This is a genomic window from Tatumella sp. JGM130 (assembly GCF_018257525.1).
GTDB classification, from domain to species: Bacteria; Pseudomonadota; Gammaproteobacteria; order Enterobacterales; family Enterobacteriaceae; genus Tatumella; species Tatumella punctata.
In genome coordinates this window covers 42,363-62,785 of record NZ_JAERJS010000022.1, presented here as the reverse complement: position 1 = coordinate 62,785, position 20,423 = coordinate 42,363, and the positions used below count along the sequence as shown (strand labels likewise).

Sequence of the window (20,423 nt, the reverse complement as noted above, 5' to 3'; positions counted from 1 at the left end):
TGAAACGCCGTAGCGCCGATGGTAGTGTGGGGTCTCCCCATGCGAGAGTAGGGAACTGCCAGGCATCCAATAAGACAGAAAGGCCATCCTGACGGATGGCCTTTTTGCATTGGTTTTTTAAAATCCTTCTGTACAGAATAACGGCATCTCTGTGATGTATTTCCCGTATGACTGTCTTCTTATGGCATACCCGGCGGAATAAAATGTTCATAAATTGTTCTTAACTTTCTGTACAGAAGGGCATCAGCCGCCAGTCTGTCAGTTATTACAGACAAATCTGCTTTTTCTTTGACGGAAAAACACCAGTTAATATTTTAAATCAGCTGATCTTCGCAATTAATACTAAATATCTGCGGTTTTCTCTTATCTTATGCTTCTGCCAGCACTTTTGGTTTATTGATATAACAAAAAATGATAAATAAGCTTTACTTTAATTCTGTGATACTTATGCTTGAGTGACCAATAAATGTCTAATAAAACATAAGGCCATCTATGATAAAGAGCCCCCTTTCTGCGGCAGCTTCCGCAGAAACACCAATGACCAACGCCGATCGTATCAAAGCAATTGTCGGTGCTTCCTCAGGGAATCTGGTTGAGTGGTTTGACTTTTATGTCTATTCCTTCTTCTCATTATATTTTGCGCATATCTTCTTTCCGGAAGGCGATACAACCTCGCAACTGTTAAAAACCGCAGGTATATTCGCTGCCGGATTCTTAATGCGTCCGATTGGTGGCTGGCTGTTTGGTTATATTGCGGACCGTTATGGTCGTAAAAACTCAATGCTGATCTCCGTATGCATGATGTGTTTTGGTTCACTGGTTATCGCCTGCTTACCTTCTTACACTGTCGTCGGGGTATGGGCTCCGGCGCTGCTACTGCTGGCCCGTATGTTACAGGGACTGTCGGTAGGCGGGGAATACGGCACCAGTGCTACCTATATGAGTGAAGTCGCAGTACAGGGGCGTAAAGGCTTCTATGCCTCTTTTCAGTATGTCACGCTGATTGGCGGGCAATTACTGGCTGTACTGACGGTTGTTATACTGCAGCAAATATTGTCTGATCAGGAATTACGGACCTGGGGCTGGAGAATACCGTTTATTCTCGGCGCGGTACTGGCTGTCGTTGCTGTCTGGTTAAGACGCTCACTGCATGAAACTTCTGATACCACAACCCGTAATGATAAAGATGCAGGAAGTATTACCAGCTTACTGAAAAATCACTGGCGCGCTTTTTTGATGGTTATCGGGTTTACTGCCGGAGGATCATTAAGCTTCTATACTTTTACAACCTACATGCAAAAGTACCTGGTCAATACTGCCGGCTTTAATGTGAAGTCAGCCAGCCTGATCATGACCTGCGCTTTATTGATTTTTATGGTGATACAACCATTGATTGGTGCGTTGTCCGATAAAATAGGCCGCCGTGCATCAATGCTGATTTTCGGTGCCGGTGTCGCCATCTGCACGGTACCGTTACTCACCTTATTAAAGACTCCGGGCAACAGTGGTGCTCTGACCTTGTTATTAATTACGGTTGCATTACTGATCACCAGTTTTTATACGGCTATCAGCGGCGTACTTAAAGCCGAAATGTTCCCGCCGCAAGTCAGGGCTCTGGGGGTCGGTCTGCCTTATGCATTAGCCAATGCTATTTTTGGTGGCTCTGCGGAATACGTTGCTTTGCTACTGAAGGATGTCGGCACTGAGAGTACTTTTTTCTGGTATGTGTCAGTGATGGGGGCAATTTCTTTCCTGATAGCGCTGGGGCTGCATAAGAAGGGCAAAGGAATGGCGTTGTAGTCGTTCTTGTTCCTCTGCTGGCAAGTCTGTAGTGATACCGGTGTCCGGAAACCTGTCAGGGTTTCCGGATTTTTATATCTTAGGGGATGTCAGATAAATACTGACGGAGCCGGAGAATAAGGCCCTGCGATGGCAGGGCCGGAAAATTATAAGATACGGCTGATCAGCCGATCTATCCTGATACGTCTCAGGCGACGGATCAGTTTTTTTATCCGTGCCGGATACTCGGCAATACTTTCCAGATCGTTATAGTGGTCAATCACCGAGGTATGCTCGCGGATCAGTGCCAGCTCTTTGACTTTTTGTTCCAGTAATTCATGCTGCGGGTCGTGTACCAGAATGGCATTTTCCAGATCCAGTCGCCAGGCGCGGGGATTCAGGTTATTACCGGTTAACAACATCCATTCATCATCGACCCAGATACCCTTCAGGTGATAGCTGTTCTCTCCGTCTTTCCACAGACGTACGGTCAGTTGCTGATTATCAATGTAATATTGCAGACGGCTGACAAAGCGACGCAGGTTTATTTCATATAAATATGGCAAAGCGCCGATGATTTTAAACGGCTCCCGGGGAGGGATATAAAAATCATTTGCGGTCTTATCGCCGATGATAATTTCGACCTGTTTACCCTGACGCAATAGCCGGATGATATTCCTGACCAGGATAGCCGGCAGGTTAAAATAAGGTGTACAAATAGTCAGTTTATGTTCTGCGCAAGGCATCAGATGAAAAATGGTCTGATTTAACAGGTTTTTCTTCCCCAGCCCGACGAGCGGAGTCACACTCAGCTGATCACAGACAGCCTGATCTTCAAACTGATAGTTGAAGGTACGGAGTTCCTGACGAAATAAACGGGTTTCATTTTTAATTTCGGGGCTGGAAGGTCGCCCGGCCTGGTCGAGGCGATGAACGGCTTCTGCCTGTTTCAGGTTAATATCGACCCACTCAAACATGGTATCTGCCAGCGCCGGATTACGTATGATCTGATAGCGATCGTAGCGGTAACGTTCCTGCTGATGCAGATAGACATTATTAATGCTTGCCCCGCTATAGATGACACAGTCATCTATGATAAAGCCTTTCAGATGAAGCACGCCAAGTGCTTCACGGGTATTGACCGGGATACCATACACCGGTATTGCAATCTCCGGGTTAGCACTTGCCATCTCACAATACCAGTCAGCATTGGTGACTCCCCTGGCTGCACCGATACGGCCGCGCTGGGCGCGATGCCAGTCGACATAAATCGCAATATCCAGCCGGGGATTTATCCGCCTGGCGGCATAAAGTGCATCCATCACGCTGCGTCCGGCTTCGTCATTTTCCAGATAAAGGGCGACAAGACAAATACGTGAGGTGGCCGTGGCAATTTTTTCCAGCAGGGTTCGGTGAAATTCGGCCGGCGAATAAAGGGTTGTAAAATCGGCGGCTGATTGTGAAAGGCCGGGCAGTTGCGCGAGGTATTGTTGGTGATTATTGAGTTTGAATTTTGACAACATCACTAGGCGCTTCTTCTCTGTTCAATGTATCGTCATAACCGACAACGGCATGGTCTCGATCGTGAAGTGTAACATTAACCATGTCTTGCCGTGATAATTTTACTTTTCTGTACGCTACTTTTCAGGAGAATGAAGTATCAATTGCAGAGTGACAATCCCATCCTCCGGTTGTCTTTCCACCCTGAAATTAAGCTTATGTGCCAGTGCAATCATCCCCTGATTATCAGGCATGGTAATTCCGTTTAGTTGCTGTAAGCCATGCTGACGGGTATAGAGGATCATTTTTTCCAGTAGCCGGCGGCCGAGCCCGATATTTTTCAGGTCTGAGCGGACCAGTATCGAAAATTCAGCATCAATATTATCAGGATCTGAAATTGCACGGGTTACCCCGATAATCTCTTCACCGTTAGCGGCGGGCTGAACGGCAACAATAGCCATTTCCCGATCATAATCGATTTGTGTCATATTGGCTAAATCTTCATGAGTAAACTCATTGATTTCACTAAAATACCGGTAATAAAGATCTTCTTTCGTCACCCGCGAGATAAAGGTTTTTAATCCCGGTTCATCTTCAGGAAGTATCGGTCTGAACAGGCACTGACGGCCATCTTTAAGTGTGACATTCTCTTCGAGCCTTTGGGGATAAGGGCGAATAGCGAGGCGAGCCTCACTCTCTCCGGAAAATGCCGTCAGTATCAGGGTTGCATCGAGTAAGGTCAGATTATTTCCGTCCGCCAGTAACGGGTGAATATCCAGCCGTTCAATTTCCGGGCAATCGATAATCAGATTGGAAATCTGCACCAGGCACTGACTGACAGTATTAATATCTAAGGCCTGCAGGGCATTTCTGCCCCGAATCGCACCCCGGGAGATTGCCTGAGTTACTAAAATTTTTGCCAGTGTCATATTCAGGGGCGGCAGGGCGACCACAGGGTGCTGAGCGTTTTGCCATTCACCGTGACCTTCCCCGAGAATAATCACCGGGCCGAACAGCGGGTCGGGCTGCACAGAAATACGCAGTTCTTCTGCCCCGGCGCGGCGAGCCATACTCTGGACGATTAATCCCTGAACCCTGGCTTCTGGCCAGGCGCTATGGGCTCGGGTCAGGATGGCATCGGCGGCATTCGCAACATCCGCCGCAGTCTGTAAATAGAGCATCACCCCCTGGATCCCGGACTTATGGGGAATGTCTGGCGCGCGCAGTTTCACGGCCACCGGGTAACCGATATTTTCGGCAATCGCAACGGCCTGCTGGCTATCGGCGGCGGCCCACGTTGGCAGAGTTTGTATACCATACCCCTGAAAAATAGCCTGGACTTCATGGGTATCCAGCCGTGTATCACCTGCGGTCAGTCGCTGTTGTAACTGCTGGCGTACAGTGAGGCGATTTTCGGGTAAACGGGCAGGAAATGACGGCGTCTCACGCAGCTGTTGCTGATTCCTGCGGTATCCGACCATATGCATAAATGCCGTTACCGTGCCTTCTGGTGTTCTCCAGGTTGGAATGCCTGCCTGTGTAAAGGCTGCCCTGGCATCGCGGGAAGAGTATTCTCCGCACCAGTTGGTCAGTAAGGTGACTCGCCCGCCACGCGGGTGTTGTCTGACTAAACGGATAATTTTTTCAGCGCTCTCGCTGGCAGAAGACACGGCACTCGGGGCATGAATAATCATTAGTGCATCTATTTCATGGCTCTCCAGCAGCAGGCTGATTGCAGATAAATAGCGTTCTGTGGTCGCATCATCTTTCAGGTTCAGCGGATTAGCCACAGGTATCGACGCTGGTAACACCCGGCGAAGTGCCTGCAGGGTGTGGTGGTCCAATACTGACAGGGTGCCGTTTCTGTCGGCCAGTTCATCCAGCGCCAGCGCGGCAGGTGCCGCACCGTTACTGATAATGAATAAGCGTTCCCCGCGCAGAGGGCGCATATGACTCAGTGTTTCCACCGCTGAAAACAGCTCATGGGTATCTTTGACCCGCAGCATACCTGCCCGCTGAATGGCTGCATCCCAGGCAGCATCAAGACTGTCCGGGGTACCGAGTAATTGCCTTGCCTGCGGGCATCTGCCGCTTTTTATCACCAGGATAGGCTTGTTACGTGCAGCACTGCGCGCGGCAGAAACAAACCGCCTGGCATCGTCTGAATGTTCCAGAGAAAGCAGAATGGCACTGGTTTTACTGTCCCTGGCAAGAAAGTCGAGTAAATCGTCCGCATGTATATTGATACTGTCTCCGAGGGCGATAAACCACGAAAACCCGAGATTTCTTTGCTGCGCCCAGTCCAGCAGGGTATTAGAGACGGCGGCAGACTGTGAAATAAAGGCCAGCTTACCGCACCGGATAGGCACCGGAGAGAAACTGGCGTTCACCCCCTGCCAGGGCGATAACAGTCCCAGGCTGTTGGGGCCGAGGATCCGGATACTCCAGCGTCCGGCACAGGCTTTCAGCTCACGGAACTGGTCACGCGATGCGGAAAGAATAATACAGGCTTTACAGCCTTTTTCTGCCAGCTGTTGCAGTATGTCAATATTACGCTTTGAATGGGTACAAATAACGGCCAGATCCGGCACCAGCGGAAGTTGTGCGATATCAGGAAAGGCCAGTACGCCACACACAGCCTGCCAGCCAGGGGTTACCGGAAGTATCGGACCGCTGAATCCCCCTGCCAGTAAGTTACGCATCATCAGATGACCGGCACTGCCAGGTTTATCTGATGCGCCAATAACTGCAATGGATTTGGGTTTTAGTAATGCTTCCAGGCCTTTCTGGCTCATCGTTATCCTCCGGACATCAACTATTTGAGTTTAACCGGTTTGTGGCTGTTGTTTCGTGAGGGAGGCCTGATGTGAAGGTTTCCCTGCCAGATAACGCTGCCGGAAATTTTCAAAATGAGTAAGCAGTCCGCTGGCAGCGGCGCTGTCTCCCGATTGCTCCAGCAGTGCTATCGCAATTTCGGCGGTACAGTGCTGTCCGGCAGAGGGGGATTCACGCAGGCTGTAATCAGAGGGACGGGTAACATTTAATGACATTACCGGAAATTTATCCAGCCAGGGGCTTTTGCGAAACATTTTCGCCGCTTCAGTCCAGGTACCATCCAGCATAATAAATAGCGGCGGTTTTCCACTGCGAGGCGGGGTGGTCATCACCTCTCTGCCCGGAGCGGCATAATGACCGGGAAATACCACTAAAGGGCTGACCCGGGGATCGTTCACTGCATCCAGTAATGGCTGTGGCGGGGCGGTACGTGACCATTCAAAAGCAGTTGTACCGGGTAAAATATCTGCAATTAACCGGCCGGTATTGCTGGGTTTCATCGGCTCGGTATCAAACATCACCAGACAAAACTGGCTGCGGGCAGGTACCGGCGTAATAGTTTGGCACAGGCAGCGGGGAACCGGTAACAGGCAGCGCTGACAACGGACTACCCGGTTTCCGCGGGCCAGAAACGGACGTGTAGCTCTTGCCAGACGTTGTGCCCTGAGTGTCAGGACGGCATTTTCCAACATAACTTTTCACTAACAGGGAAAAAGCGCAGTGTAATAGAAAAGCGCATTCCTGCGTAGTCCGGCCCGGTTGTTTAATGACAAATCATAATGATTCGTCCAGCCATTGTTCAAACGACGCTTTCGGCAGTGCTCCGGCCAGGGTATCCAGATGCTGACCTTTACGGAATATCATCAGTGTCGGTATGCTGCGGATACGAAAACGGCTACTGAGCGCAGTTTCCTGTTCTGTGTTTACTTTAATAAAACGGATTTGTCGGGCGCGCTGTTCTGCAACCTCTTCAAAAACCGGGGCGAAACCGACACAGGGGCCACACCAGGGCGCCCAGAAATCGATCACTACCGGCAGGTCATCCTGTAACAGTTTGTCCAGCGTAGCGCTGGTGGCATTAATAACCTCGCCGTCAAACAGCTGAGCTTTACAGCGACCACATTTTGCAGCTTCGCTGATCTGTTCTTCTGCGAGTCTGTTGGTGGCAAGACAGTGGCTGCATACAGTATTCATCATCACCTCGGGTTGGGATTATCCGGTAAAACTACCTATTATTATCAGAGATCATGACAGACGGAGCCAGCAGGATCTGTCGATAGCTATAATAGATGACGGCATTAAAAACAAAGTTGATAGATTAGAAGCCTGACATCAGGTAATCTTCGCGCTCGAGGAACAGGAGGAAAGAATGAGCGACGATTTAAAAGGCAAAAGCAGTAAAGTAAAAGTGATGTATGTTCGCAACGAGGATAATACCCGTCAACGTACCGGTAACCCGCGGACAGGCAAAGGAGGTCACTCTCCGTCACGTCAGCAGGAGCCAGGTCGTCGTCAGGAAGAGAAATCCCATTCCCCGTGGCGTACCGTATCCCGTGCTCCGTCGGAAGCGCCCCTGAAACCACAACCGGATACCGGCGTCAGAAATATTGTTGACCCGGAAGTTATCCGTAAACAGCGTCAGGAAGAAACCCGGGTTTACGGTGAGAATGCCTGCCAGGCATTGTTCCAGAGTCGTCCGGAATCCATTGTCCGCGCCTGGTTTATTCAGAGTGTGACACCGCGTTTTCGTGAAACGCTGCGCTGGCTGGCGGCTAACCGCAAAGCCTATCATGTGGTCGAAGATGCTGAACTGGTTAAAGCGTCAGGGACTGATCATCACGGCGGCGTCTGTTTTATCATTAAAAAGCACATGGGGCAGTCCGTCAGTGAATGGCTGGAACAGGCGGCGGAGAAAGAATGTGTGCTGGCGCTGGAAAACGTAGGTAATCCACATAACCTGGGTGCCATCATGCGTAGCTGTGCTCACTTCGGTGCCAAAGGTATTCTGGTCGATGATGCTTCTTTGCTGGAGTCCGGTGCTGCTGTTCGTACGGCAGAAGGCGGGGCAGAGCATGTGCAGGCCATTACCGCCGGCAGTTTCGCCGAAGGGCTGGATGCATTCCGTCAGGCAGGTTACACCATAGTGACCACCTCCAGTCATGCAGGAAAACCATTATCGGCCACTGAACTGCCGGAAAAAATGGTACTGGTGCTGGGCCAGGAAAGTGATGGTCTGAAAGAGTCGACCCTGAAACAGGGTGATATCAGTTTGTCGATTGATGGTACAGGCAGTGTTGAAAGCCTGAATGTTTCGGTGGCAACCGGCATTCTGCTGGCCGAATGGTGGCGGCAGAATCATTAATCAGTAAAAAAGCGCCTCGCGGCGCTTTTTTTTGGTCGGCGAATTATACTGTTGCCCGTTACCTGCGGCGACTGACTAGCAGAATACCGTGATAACTCAGGGCATCAGTGAGCCCCTTCAGCCTCGCTTTTCCCGCCACCACCGCTGCCGAATGGCGGTCTGGCAAACCAGATGGTGACCAGCAGTAAAATAAAGATCCCTCCTGCGACCCAGAAAATTTCATTGGCTGAAATAATCAGTCCCTGGTTAGTGATTTGCTGTGCCAGATAACCGGAGGCTTGCTGGTGGCTCATCCCCAGAGATTCCAGCTGCTGATACATCTGCTGTGAATTAGGATTAAACGGATTCACCGACTCAGTCAGCTGACTGTGGTGCAGGGATTCCCTGTTACTCCACAGAGTTGTCGTGATCGAGGTTCCGATCGATCCGGCTAACGTCCTTAAAAAATTAGACAGACTGGATGCTGCAGCCATTCGCTCCGGAGGCAGTCCGGACAACGTGATGGTGGTTAATGGCATAAAGAAGCAGGCCACTGCAAACCCCTGTATAAACTGAGGCCAGGCTGAGGCTGCAAAATTCATCGCCGGCTCGAAAGTATAGGCCCGCCAGTAAAAACAGACGGCATACATAATAAAGCTGAACGTGACCAGCCAGCGCATATCTATTTTATGGGCGAAACGACCGATAACAGGTGAAAGGATCACCGGTAATATCCCTACAGGTGCCGAAGCCAGACCTGCCCAGGTGGCGGTATAACCAAAGACCTCCTGTAATAGTTGTGGCAGCAGGACAATGGTGCCGAAATAGAGCATGTAAGCAAGACTGATAGAGACGCAGCCGATGGTGAAGTTTCTCGATTTAAATAACGATAAATCGACGATCGGATGGTCATCTGTCAGTTCCCAAATCAGCAGGACCAATAGTGCCACTACCGCAAACACCGTCAGCGTGATAATTTCGTCTGAATTAAACCAGTCGAGTTCTTTGCCGCGATCCAGCATAACCTGCAGGCAGCCAATACCAATGATCAGGCTGATTAATCCGACCATATCGATGGGCTGACGGGTGATTTTGGTTTCTCTGCCGCGGATGGTTTGCAGACTTAAGAAAATAACCACAACACCAATAGGGACGTTAATAAAGAATATCCAGCCCCAGTGGTAGTTATCACTGATCCAGCCACCCAGTATCGGGCCACAAATCGGCGCAACAATCACCGTCATCGCCCATAATGACAGGGCGATACTGCGTTTGGCCGGCGGATAGTTATTCAGCAGTAAGCTTTGGGAAAGAGGGATCAGCGGGCCTGCGACTACCCCCTGAATAACACGGAAAAAGATCAGCATAGTCAGGCTGCTCGACATTCCGCATGCCCAGGAGGCAATAGCAAATGCGACGGTCGATAGCATAAACAGTTTCACTTCACCGAAGCGTTTTGCCAGCCAGCCAGTCAGTGGGATCGAGATAGCATTGGCTACCCCGAAGGAAGTGATCACCCAGGTGCCCTGGGAGTTTGAGGCTCCCAGGTTACCGGCAATGGTGGGGATCGCGACGTTGGCAATGGTGGAGTCCAGTACCTGCATAAAGGTTGCCAGAGATAAGGCAATCGTCATCAGAACCAGCTGAGCACCTTCAAGCGGTTTTTGCGCCATGACTTTCTCCCCGGCCATCAGCCGGCATTGGCCTTGATAATGGCAGAGATCATCTGATTAACCTTATCAAGCGGTAATTCCAGGGCATTACTTTCATAGGCCGGTGTTTTACGGACGACGCTGGCCAGTACTGCTCCGTTTTTATCGGAAGTATCGACGGTCACCAGTGTTGATAAACCAATTCGCAGCGGATGTCTGGCCAAATCCTGAGCATCGATATCGACCCTGACCGGCAGACGCTGGACAACCTTGATCCAGTTACCGGTAGCATTCTGGGCCGGTAACAGAGAAAAGGCACTGCCGGTTCCCATATCCAGGCCGACAACTTTGCCGTGGTATACCACATCGTCGCCATAGATATCGGAAACAATTGTCGCCGGCTGACCGATCCTGACATCTGCCAGCTGGGTTTCTTTAAAGTTGGCATCAACCCATAATTGTTTGTCAGGCACTACCGCCATCAGTGAGCTGGAAGGGGAAATTTGTGATCCGACCTGAACACTGCGTCTGGAAACATAACCGTCAACCGGGCTGCGGATATCGGTACGTTGTAAGGTCAGCCATGCATCACGCAATGCAGCGGCACTTTGTTGTACCGCTGGCTGGTTTTCCAGTGAGGTATTCAGCAGAATTGCCTGGTTAGCATTGTATTGCTGTGTCGCGACATCCAGAGCTGCCTGAGCACTGGTCACTGCATCACGGGCGTGTTGTAAATCTTCACGGCCAATTAACTCAGCCTTACCCAGCGGGATACGTCTTTGTAAATCAGCTTCAGCCTGAGACAGCGCGACTTTCTTCAGGGTTATATTGGCAAGATACTGTTTACTGTTAACCATCTGCTGGCGGGTCTGACGGACGCTGGACGCAAGCGCCGTCGTGGCTTTTTCAAATGCCTGCTGTGCATCGGTTTTATCCAGCGTCACCAGGGTATCGCCTTTTTTCACATAGTCTGTATCTTCAAACCATACTTTTGTCACGCTACCGGAAACCTGAGGCATAATAATGACCTGATTACCGGCCACATAAGCATCATCTGTATCCTGATAATGGCTAAGGACTAAAAACCAATAGGCCAGATAGCCGATAGCAACGATACAACAAACCACGGCTAACAGAATCAGCAGGGTTTTACGTTTTTTCTTTTTACTGTGGGGACGTGCTGCCCCGGATTGCAGAGTTTCTTCACCTGCACTCATAGAATTTCCCACCCGTCATAAATTTTCAACAGCCTAACATCCCGCGATACCAGCATTTTTTTGCTGGTAAAGGCGCGCAAGCATAACGAAAACGGAGCGCCTGTCTTTAGCACTTGGTGACTTATTACTATCAGGTTACTGAATAGTTATGCTTTACGATCCATCTGATCAAGACGGCCAAGTAACTTACGGGTAATACTCTCTAATTGTTGCTGTTCTTCATCCGACAGTACCGCCCAGAGATGCTTCAGGCTTTGGTGTTGGGGGGGCATGACTTCACACAGAAATTCATATCCCTGTTCCGTCAGGTGTAAATGCAGGCAGCGACGATCATCGCTGCTTTCCTGACGTTCAATCCAGCCACGTTTTTCCAGCTCATCGGCAATCCTGGTGGCGTTGGTTCTGGAAGAACCTAATGCTGAACTGAGTTCGGAAGGCTGGATACTCTGATTTTTACGTGCATCCAGTGTGACCAGTGCAGTGAACAGAGTGTCGTTAATTCCGCGTTCTTTCAGTATTTTGTTGCGGTTATCGAGCAGTTTTCCCTGAATATGCATACATAACCGGGTCAGCAGCATCTCTCTTAACGGATAATTGTTATGGCGCTGGACCAGAACATGCAGCATTTCTTCAATCGGAGTAAATGAACTTTCCACGCAAATACCTCATTGCAAAATTTTTCAGGATGTTATTTCAGACAGATCACTGTGACCGCTCTGTGTTGATAGCGACCGTCACTTAATTACCCCCGGGAAAACAGGGATATTATCATCATGTAATTATTACTGATGGGAAAGTCACCTGACTAAAACTATATGTCGCTAACGATATCAGACCCCCGGTCAGGTTAATAGACTATGAGGGCTTTTTTGTCGGGTCTGGTGGCAGGAATGTGCGATCCGGCGCGGACTGGTGAAGGCTGCGATAAAGGAAAACGGATAACAGCAACAGGAGAGGAGATATAAAAAGGACAGCCGAAGCTGCCCCTGGAAATGATGACCCGTGGATCAGGATTTAGCGGCGGCTAAAGCATCATTAATCCATTGGTTAAATACTGCCTGATGGGCGTGGATCCAGCCATCAACCTGACGATTAACATCAGCATCGCTGCTTTCGCCAGCATTCATTCGGGCATTCTGGGCATTAATATCCGCCAGCGGCAGCTTCATTTCAGCGAACAGTCTGGCTGCTGCCGGGTTTTTCTCTGCCCATGCTTTGTTGGCAACAATATGCATGGTATTTACAGGGAAACCGTAGTTGGCACCGTTAGGCAGTTTGGTATCGACATTTTTCTGGGCGCCAGGCAGTGAGGAGAATGGCACCTGCAGCCAGACCACATCACGGCCCGGTTTCAGAACGTCACTCACCCAGTAAGGTGTCCAGGTATAATAAAGGATAGGTTTACCCTGTTTATAACGGGCAATCGTATCCGCCATCATCGCCGAATAGTTACCCATATTTGCCTGGACCGTATTTTCCAGCTGGTATGCTTTTACCTGATGGTTAATGACTGCTTCACAACCCCAGCCCGGGGTACAACCCGTCAGATCAGCTTTACCGTCACCGTTGGCATCAAACAGTCTGGCGATTTTCGGATCTTTCAGTTGTTCAATATTCGTGATGTGATATTTCTCAGCGGTTTTTTTATCAATCAGATAACCCTGAGCCGCGCCGGTAACGTAGGTACCTTCCCGATAAAAGACCTTATCGCCGCCCGCAGCAAGATACATATCATCATGCAGTGGTTGCCAGTTGACGGCGGTAAAGGTCGCATCACCGGAGGCAATTGAGGTATAGCCGACGTTATAATCAACTTCATCGGGCGCATCAACTTTATAGCCCAGTTTTTCCAGCGCACGGCTGACCAGCAGCGTCTGAAAGGTTTCGCCGCTGATAGTGCTCTGTACCGGTTTAACGGTGATCCCTTCGCCCGGCAGGCTGGCGGCATAACTCTGACCAGCCATCAGCAGGGTCAGAGTGGTTGCTGTCATAATTAACTTACGCATAGTCATTCCTCATTGTGCGATGGATGCCCGCACTGCGCGGGCATCCGTCGGTTATTTAGCGGGTGAACTTTTTACAAAAGGACGCAGCAGCAGACCAACAGGGCCGGTCAGATACCAGTGGCGTTGGGGACGGGTACGTTTATCTTTACCGACAGACTGTGTCAGGCGGTCAAGAATAATCGCCAGGATAACAATACCGACACCGCCGACTGTTGCCAGTCCCATGTCCAGGCGACCAATGCCGCGCAGTACCATCTGGCCCAGGCCCCCGACGGCAATCATTGATGCAATAACAACCATCGACAAAGAAAGCATCAGTGTCTGGTTAACACCGGCCATAATGGTGGGCATCGCCAGCGGCAGCTGTACCTTGAATAGCATCTGTCGCGGGCTGGCACCAAAAGATTCACTCGCTTCAATCAGATCGGCAGGAACCTGTTTAATCCCCAGAATAGTCAGCCTGATAATTGGCGGCAGTGCAAAAATAATGGTGACAACCACTCCGGGAACATTACCGATACCAAACAGCATCACAATCGGGACCAGGTAAACGAAGGCCGGAGTTGTCTGCATCGCATCAAGGAACGGACGGATAATTTTTGCCGCCCGATCACTACGCGCCAGCCATATTCCCACCGGTAAACCGATAACCACACAGAACAGTAATGAGGTTAATACCAGTGACAAAGTCACCATCGCATCACTCCAGGCACCGATAGCACCGATAATCACCAGTGATGCCAGGGTGGCAATGCCCATACCGGGGTTGGTCATCTGCCAGGCGATAAGGGTAAAAATAAGTATCGCGACCGGAGATGGCATTGCTGTCAGCAAGTGCTGGAAGGTGCTGAGGATAAAGTCCACCGGCACACGAATGCCCTGGAATACAGGACGGAAATTACCGACCACCCAGTCAATCGCATGGGTAACCCAGCTATCCAGCGGGATTAACGTTTTATGGAAGGGATCCATAATATTAAAATGTTCATGGGTAACCGGTGGCGGCGTATTCAGCCAGTCATTAGCGGATGTTGCGGCATCATGACCGCCGCTGTTACCCGCAGAGCCCCAGGCATCTGCAGAACCAGTGCCGCCGGACCCGGAAGCCGGAGGAGAGGATGACCAGGGGTCACTGCTGCCGGTTGTCGCCGGTGCGGCAGAAGTGCTGCCGGATGATGCGCTGTCACCCCATGGATTATTATCTGGTTTACTCATTACTCATTTCCCTCGCGATCCAGAGCCCGTAACAGACTGCTTTTTGAAATTATGCCGATATATTGGTTATCTTCGTCGGTGACCGGAACAGCACAGGGTGCGGCGGCCACATGGGAGAATATTTCATTCAGCGGTGTTGCAGCAGGAATAGGATCCGGGGAATTAAGAAAAGCACTTTCCAGCGGAGATCCGGAATCCAGGGCTTGTTGTAACGAATCACCCGAGACAATACCGGCAAATTTTTGCTTATCCAGTACATAACCATATTCCCGATCCTGATCACGTAATAATTGTAATGCAGTACGCGGACCAAAACCGGGAGCTTTACGCATTAGCGTATTTGCTCCGCGGCGGGCGATATCTTTCGCACTGAATACCTGGCTAATATCGACACCACGGAAAAATGTTTTCACATAATCATTGGCCGGGTTATTCAGGATCTCATCCGGAGTACCTACCTGAACAACTTCACCATTTTGCATAATTGCAATCCGGTCACCGATACGCATTGCTTCATCAAGGTCATGAGAAATAAAAACAATGGTACGTTGCTGACGGGTTTGTAATTTGATTAATTCGTCCTGCATTTCGGTTCTGATTAACGGGTCGAGGGCTGAGAATGCCTCATCCATTAATAAGATATCCGGGTTTATTGCCAGTGCACGAGCCAGCCCGACGCGCTGACGCATACCTCCGGATAATTCGTCCGGCCAGGAGTGAGCGTATTTTTCCAGCCCGACCTGTTTCAGAGCTTCCAGTGCCTTTTCTTCGCGTTCCTGTAACGGAATACCCGCCAGTTCCATACCAAATGCGGAATTATTAAGTACCGTCATATGTGGCATTAATGCGAAAGACTGGAAGACCATACTGATTTTACTGCGACGAATATCTCTTAGCTGGGATTCCGGAATTTTAGCGATATCCAGTCCGTCGATAAGAACCTGACCGCGAGTGGGCTCGATCAGACGATTGAGAAGGCGAACCATAGTGGATTTACCCGAACCGGATAATCCCATGATCACAAATATCTCGCCTTCTTCAATGGCCAGACTGGCATTGTTGACGCCAACAGACAGCCCTGTTTTTTCCAGAATATGTTCTTTGTTGAGTCCCCGTTCAAGATATTTAAACGCTTTGCCCGGGTGGTCACCGAAAATTTTATAAAGATTTTTTACTTCGAGTTTAATTGCCATTCAGTCGTATTATCCTGAGTTATATTTATTTTTTCATGGGGTTATGGTGTCCGGAGGGTGATATACGTATTTAACCGTACCATACTGAGATTATCTGACAACCCTTGATTTAAATATTTTGACTCTGAAAGTGACTGATATTCCGGCTGATGCCAGTGATATCAAGGGATAAGAAGAAATACCATGAGTGATGATTATTTGACTGTTGTGGTTAATTCATTGTTAATAATAAAGTACGGTACTTCTTCTCTGGCGGAGGGGAAATAAAGTGCTGCGGGCACAGGATTTTCGCTATTATTATTTTTTCATTTCCCTGTTATTTCAGAGGGGCGGATACGTTTTTTCAGGAAATAACGGGGAAGATATCCCCGTTATTTTTGATCAGAAATTCCAGTCGTCATCTTCGGTAACTGTCATATTTCCTATGACGTAAGATGAACCAGATCCGGAGAAAAAATCATGATTTTCATCTGCATTTGGAGATAATGCGGTAAGAATCTCCGGACTGACATGGCTTTCGTTGGCAGAAAATAATGCCTCATAGCCAAGGTTCATTAGTGCTTTGTTAGCGTTATAGCGCAGGAACATCTTTACTTCATCACACCAGCAAGTTTCCCCATACAGCTGGTCTGTATATTCCAGTTCATTATGATATAACTGCTGTAATAATTCCCGTGCATACTGTTGTAATTCATCCTGTTGTTGTGTGGACAATTGTTGCTGATATTTATAACCAATATAATAGCCGTGGACCGCCTCATCGCGGATAATTAAACGGATAAGATCTGCTGTGTTGGTCAGCTGCCCGCGGCTGGACAGATGCATCGGTAACCAGAATCCAGAGTAGAATAAAAAAGACTCGAGGAAAACACTGGCAATTTTCTTTTTCAGCGGGTTATCTGCACAATAATTCTGCAGAATTATTGCTGCTTTGTCCTGCAACGCAGGGTTACTCTCACTCCAGAGATAAGCGTTATCGACATCCGCAGAGTGACAAAGTGTGGAAAATACAGAACTGTATGAGCGGGCATGGACGGCTTCCATAAAGCAGATGTTGGAAAAAACAGCTTCTTCGTGAGGCGTCACAGCATCAGCCATCATTGCCACGGCACCGATAGTATTTTGCAGCGTATCCAGTAGTGTCAGACCGGTAAAGACCCGCAGGGTCAGCGTCTGGATGGCAGGACTCAGGGTTTGCCAGCTGGTCTTATCATTGGACAGGGGAATTTTTTCCGGCAGCCAGAAATTACTGGTTAGCCGGTTCCAGACTTCCAGATCTTTGTCATCTTCAAGACGGTTCCAGTTAATTGCCTGAACCTGTGTCATATTTCGCATAATATATTCTCTTTTCTGGTTACAGTGCACAGGCGACACAACCTTGCAGTTCAGTCCCTTTTAGTGCTGTCTGACGGAGTCTGATGTAATACAGGGTCTTGATCCCTTTTTTCCAGGCGTAAATCTGCGCTTTGTTAATATCACGGGTCGTGACATCGGCATTGAAAAAGAGTGTCAGTGACAGCCCCTGGTCGACATGTTGTGTTGCTTCGGCATAAGTATCGATAATCGCCTGCGGGCCAATCTGATACGCATCGGCATAGTAAGCCTGATTTTCGTTTGTCAGATAAGGCGCCGGGTAGTACACCCGCCCGAGTTTTCCTTCTTTACGAATCTCTATCCTGGCGGCAATCGGGTGGATACTCGACGTTGCGTGGTTTATGTAAGAGATTGATCCGGTTGGCGGGACGGCCTGTAAATTACTGTGATACAGGCCGCAGGCCATCACTTGCTGTTTCAGACGCAGCCAGTCATCACAATCAGGCAGGGTTATACCTGCCTTACGAAACAGTGCCGCGGCTGTTTCGGTACGTGGCAGCCAGCGACGTTCGGTATATTTGTCAAAAAAATGGCCACTGGCATAGGCTGACTGTTCAAAACCACTGAAACGCTGCTGACGCTGGCAGGCAATTTCGCAGGAGGTTTTGATGGCATAATAGGCAATGCAATAAAAGTAGAGGTTAGTGAAATCGAGAGCCTCTGGTGAGCCGTAGAGGATCCCCTCACGTGCCAGATACCCATGCAGGTTCATTTGACCCAGACCGATCGCATGGGAAGCCCGGTTACCGGCTGCCACCGAAGGGACTGCATTGATCTCACTCATGTCCGAGACGGCAGTTAATGCCCTGACAGCCACGTTAACTGTTTGTTCTAACCTGCCGGCATCCATCACGTTGGCGATATTCAGGGATCCGAGATTACAGGAAATATCTTTCCCTGTTTCACGATAACTTCCATCTTCATGGTATTCACTGGCCTGATTCACCTGCAGGATTTCCGAGCACAGATTACTCATATTGATCCGTCCGGGCAGGGGATTGTGCCGGTTAACCGTATCTTCAAACATCAGGTACGGATAACCAGACTCACACTGGATAGCGGCCAGAGTCTGGAATAATCCACGGGCAGAAATATAGGTTTTACGGATCCGATGGTCGGCGACCAATTGATGATACTGTTCATTGATACTGATATCGGCGAAGGCTTTGCCATACACCCGCTGGATATCATAAGGCGAAAATAAAGCCATAGACTGGTTTTCTCTGGCGAGACGGAAGGTTATATCCGGTAATACAACGCCCAGAGACAGGCTTTTGATCCGCGTTTTTTCGTCTGCATTTTCCCGCTTAGTGTCGAGGAAAGGTAAAATATCCGGATGATGAGCATGCAGCCATACGGCCCCCGCGCCCTGGCGAGCACCCAGCTGATTAGCATATGAGAAGGCATCTTCCAGTATCTTCATCACCGGAATCACCCCGGAAGACTGACGGGCTATTTTTTTGATCGGCGCGCCCTGTTCTCTTAAATTACTCAGGCAAAATGCGACACCGCCGCCGCGTCGTGAAAGTTGCAGTGCAGAGTTCACCGCCCGGCCAATCGATTCCATATTGTCTTCAATGCGTAACAGAAAACAGGAGACAAACTCTCCCCGTTGCTGTTTACCGCAATTCAGAAAGGTCGGTGTCGCCGGCTGAAAGCGCCCCTGCAAAATATCATGCAGTATATCGGTCGCCAGTTGCTGATTTCCGCGGGCAAGGGTTAATGCCACCATACAACAACGCTGGGGGAAGTTCTCAAGATACTGGCTGCCATCGAAGGTTTTCAGAGCATAGCTCTGATAAAATTTCAGTGCGCCGAGGAAGGTGGTAAACCGGTGGCCTGCCTGTTCCGCCTGCTGGTGGAGATCGGTAATGAAACGCAACGGATACTGATTAAAAACACCGGCATCGTAATAACCCTCATCCGCCAGATAACGCAGCCGTTCAGCAATACCTGAAAAATGGCGGGTCTGTGCAGCAATATGTTCACGGGTATAAAGATCAGCAGCCTGCTGATCTTTTTCAAAAGGGATATTTCCCTGTGCATCGTAGAGGTTCAGCATCGCATTCAGCGCGTGAAAATCTTCTGCCGGGGTTAGGGTTGGGTATATTGTTGCCATAATTTCTCGACTCCGCGACGAACGTTAATTAAATCTTCGGCTGTGCCCAGCAGCTCTGTATTGCTGATACAGGGAACAGCACATTTTCTTGCGATAATCTTTGCCGCCAGACAGTAACCGGCGCCAAAGTTACGATTTCCGGTCCCGATAACCCCGCACAGATATTTCCGGTAATCCGGATTATTTAAAAAGTGAATAACCTGTCGAGGCACACTGCCCCGTATCTCTCCGCCCCCATAGCTTGGTACAACCAGCAGGAAAGGGCGTGTTACCGCAAAGCTGACGGGGTTGTCCAGCGGGATGCGGTATGCCTCGAGCCCCAGCCGCTGTACGAAACGATGGGTATTTTCAGAACGACTGGAAAAGTAAATCAACGGAAACACTGGTTATGATCTCCTTTATGCTGGCGCTATGGCCTGGTGCTCTTGGTTTTACTATCAATCAGTATTATTGTGATTCGTATTCTCATCTGTGGGTTAAAAAAAGCACCGGAGAGAACGCACCTGAGAGATAGCAGGGTTTGCATCACCATCCCTGCTGAAGATACTATATCTGGATTTTAAATATATCAACACACACAATATATGGTATTTCGAGGGGGGCTTCCCGCACTTGCTCACAGGACGGACAGAAAAATAAAATGATCACAGGGGGCCTGGGTGGTCAGCATAGGGGGTGATGGCAGCCTGAATAACAGCAATGATGCAGGACGGCAGTCAGACCGTGCGGAGCCGATGACAGAGGGTCAGTATCGCAAATATACAGGCAAAGATTAGACGACAGGGCGCTAATATCATGCCCTGTCGTTTATCAGAGCAGGTGACGTGACCGGCAGAGTGACGGGCCGGTCAGGCTAAATCCTGAGCGCTCAGCGTTTTGCCAGCAGAAAGCCGAATACAACCCCCAGCGCAGCACCTATGCCGGTTGCCGGCAGCGGGTTCTCGCGTACCCAGCTATCAACGCTGCATCCGGACTGGCAAAACTTATCTTTTAACTTTTCCTGACCGTCATCCAGAGAGGTCCGGGCTTTTTTCAGTAATCGTTCAGCATTTTTACGGGCGTCTTCTAAACCGTCTTTTGCGTCATCGCTGTACGAATTCAGCAGTGCTTCAAGACTGTCCGCCAGTTCACCAATTTCCAGTTCACTTTTATTAATCTGTGATTTCTCTGCTTCAGTTGCCATTTTTATCTC

The 20,423-nt window shown here is 49.5% G+C and carries 16 protein-coding genes; 2 read left to right on the top strand and 14 right to left on the bottom strand.

The window, feature by feature from the left end; all coding sequences use genetic code 11:
* Positions 1-492: 492 nt before the first annotated feature.
* Positions 493-1,800 carry an MFS family transporter gene (locus JK211_RS11495; RefSeq protein ID WP_212708815.1) on the top strand — a complete coding sequence of 436 codons (1,308 nt, stop codon included), beginning with the start codon at positions 493-495 and terminating at the stop codon, positions 1,798-1,800.
* 146 nt (positions 1,801-1,946) lie between these two features.
* Here JK211_RS11495 and pssA read toward each other — a convergent pair whose 3' ends face one another.
* The 4 genes from pssA to trxC form a co-directional block, all read right to left on the bottom strand.
* The gene (gene pssA, locus JK211_RS11490) at positions 1,947-3,302 is read right to left on the bottom strand and encodes a CDP-diacylglycerol--serine O-phosphatidyltransferase (RefSeq protein WP_212708822.1); all 1,356 of its coding nucleotides are present in this window, start codon (positions 3,300-3,302) and stop codon (positions 1,947-1,949) included.
* A 114-nt stretch (positions 3,303-3,416) separates the two neighbouring features.
* Complete coding sequence (locus JK211_RS11485) at positions 3,417-6,074, bottom strand: bifunctional acetate--CoA ligase family protein/GNAT family N-acetyltransferase (RefSeq protein ID WP_212708814.1); 2,658 nt, start codon at positions 6,072-6,074, stop codon at positions 3,417-3,419.
* A gap of 30 nt (positions 6,075-6,104) precedes the next feature.
* Complete coding sequence (locus JK211_RS11480) at positions 6,105-6,806, bottom strand: tRNA-uridine aminocarboxypropyltransferase (RefSeq protein WP_212708813.1); 702 nt, start codon at positions 6,804-6,806, stop codon at positions 6,105-6,107.
* Positions 6,807-6,888: 82 nt separating this feature from the next.
* Entirely contained in the window at positions 6,889-7,308 is a 420-nt protein-coding gene (gene trxC / locus JK211_RS11475; protein ID WP_212708821.1) for a thioredoxin TrxC, read from the bottom strand.
* Between the two features lie 175 nt (positions 7,309-7,483).
* On the opposite strand from trxC, the gene JK211_RS11470 reads away from it, so the two are divergent.
* A complete protein-coding gene (locus JK211_RS11470; RefSeq protein ID WP_212708812.1) occupies positions 7,484-8,476 on the top strand; it encodes a tRNA/rRNA methyltransferase in 993 nt (330 codons plus the stop codon).
* A gap of 104 nt (positions 8,477-8,580) precedes the next feature.
* On the opposite strand, the gene emrB is transcribed toward JK211_RS11470, so the two are convergent.
* The 10 genes from emrB to JK211_RS11420 all read right to left on the bottom strand — a co-directional run bounded on the left by emrB (position 8,581) and on the right by JK211_RS11420 (position 20,414).
* Positions 8,581-10,146 (bottom strand): multidrug efflux MFS transporter permease subunit EmrB, encoded by a 1,566-nt coding sequence (emrB, locus tag JK211_RS11465; RefSeq protein ID WP_249213154.1) that lies wholly within the window; start codon positions 10,144-10,146, stop codon positions 8,581-8,583.
* Complete coding sequence (gene emrA / locus JK211_RS11460) at positions 10,146-11,324, bottom strand: multidrug efflux MFS transporter periplasmic adaptor subunit EmrA (RefSeq protein ID WP_212708810.1); 1,179 nt, start codon at positions 11,322-11,324, stop codon at positions 10,146-10,148. Before emrA ends, emrB begins: the two co-directional genes overlap by 1 nt.
* A gap of 146 nt (positions 11,325-11,470) precedes the next feature.
* On the bottom strand, positions 11,471-11,980 hold the full coding sequence (gene mprA, locus JK211_RS11455) for a transcriptional repressor MprA (RefSeq protein ID WP_212708809.1): 510 nt from the start codon (positions 11,978-11,980) through the stop codon (positions 11,471-11,473).
* A gap of 351 nt (positions 11,981-12,331) precedes the next feature.
* Positions 12,332-13,330: a glycine betaine/L-proline ABC transporter substrate-binding protein ProX gene (gene proX, locus JK211_RS11450; protein WP_212708808.1), complete on the bottom strand. Its 999-nt coding sequence runs from the start codon at positions 13,328-13,330 to the stop codon at positions 12,332-12,334.
* A 51-nt stretch (positions 13,331-13,381) separates the two neighbouring features.
* On the bottom strand, positions 13,382-14,545 hold the full coding sequence (gene proW, locus JK211_RS11445; protein ID WP_212708807.1) for a glycine betaine/L-proline ABC transporter permease ProW: 1,164 nt from the start codon (positions 14,543-14,545) through the stop codon (positions 13,382-13,384).
* Positions 14,545-15,738, bottom strand: coding sequence for a glycine betaine/L-proline ABC transporter ATP-binding protein ProV (proV, locus tag JK211_RS11440; RefSeq protein ID WP_212708806.1), 1,194 nt, complete (start codon positions 15,736-15,738; stop codon positions 14,545-14,547). Before proV ends, proW begins: the two co-directional genes overlap by 1 nt.
* A 381-nt stretch (positions 15,739-16,119) precedes the next feature.
* A complete protein-coding gene (gene nrdF, locus JK211_RS11435; RefSeq protein WP_212708805.1) occupies positions 16,120-17,073 on the bottom strand; it encodes a class 1b ribonucleoside-diphosphate reductase subunit beta in 954 nt (317 codons plus the stop codon).
* 19 nt (positions 17,074-17,092) lie between these two features.
* The gene (nrdE, locus tag JK211_RS11430) at positions 17,093-19,231 is read right to left on the bottom strand and encodes a class 1b ribonucleoside-diphosphate reductase subunit alpha (protein ID WP_212708804.1); all 2,139 of its coding nucleotides are present in this window, start codon (positions 19,229-19,231) and stop codon (positions 17,093-17,095) included.
* Entirely contained in the window at positions 19,207-19,614 is a 408-nt protein-coding gene (gene nrdI / locus JK211_RS11425; protein WP_212708803.1) for a class Ib ribonucleoside-diphosphate reductase assembly flavoprotein NrdI, read from the bottom strand. Before nrdI ends, nrdE begins: the two co-directional genes overlap by 25 nt.
* Positions 19,615-20,099: 485 nt before the next feature.
* Positions 20,100-20,414, bottom strand: a complete 315-nt coding sequence (locus tag JK211_RS11420) for a YqjD family protein (RefSeq protein WP_212708802.1) — start codon at positions 20,412-20,414, stop codon at positions 20,100-20,102.
* Between the last annotated feature and the right edge of the window lie 9 nt (positions 20,415-20,423).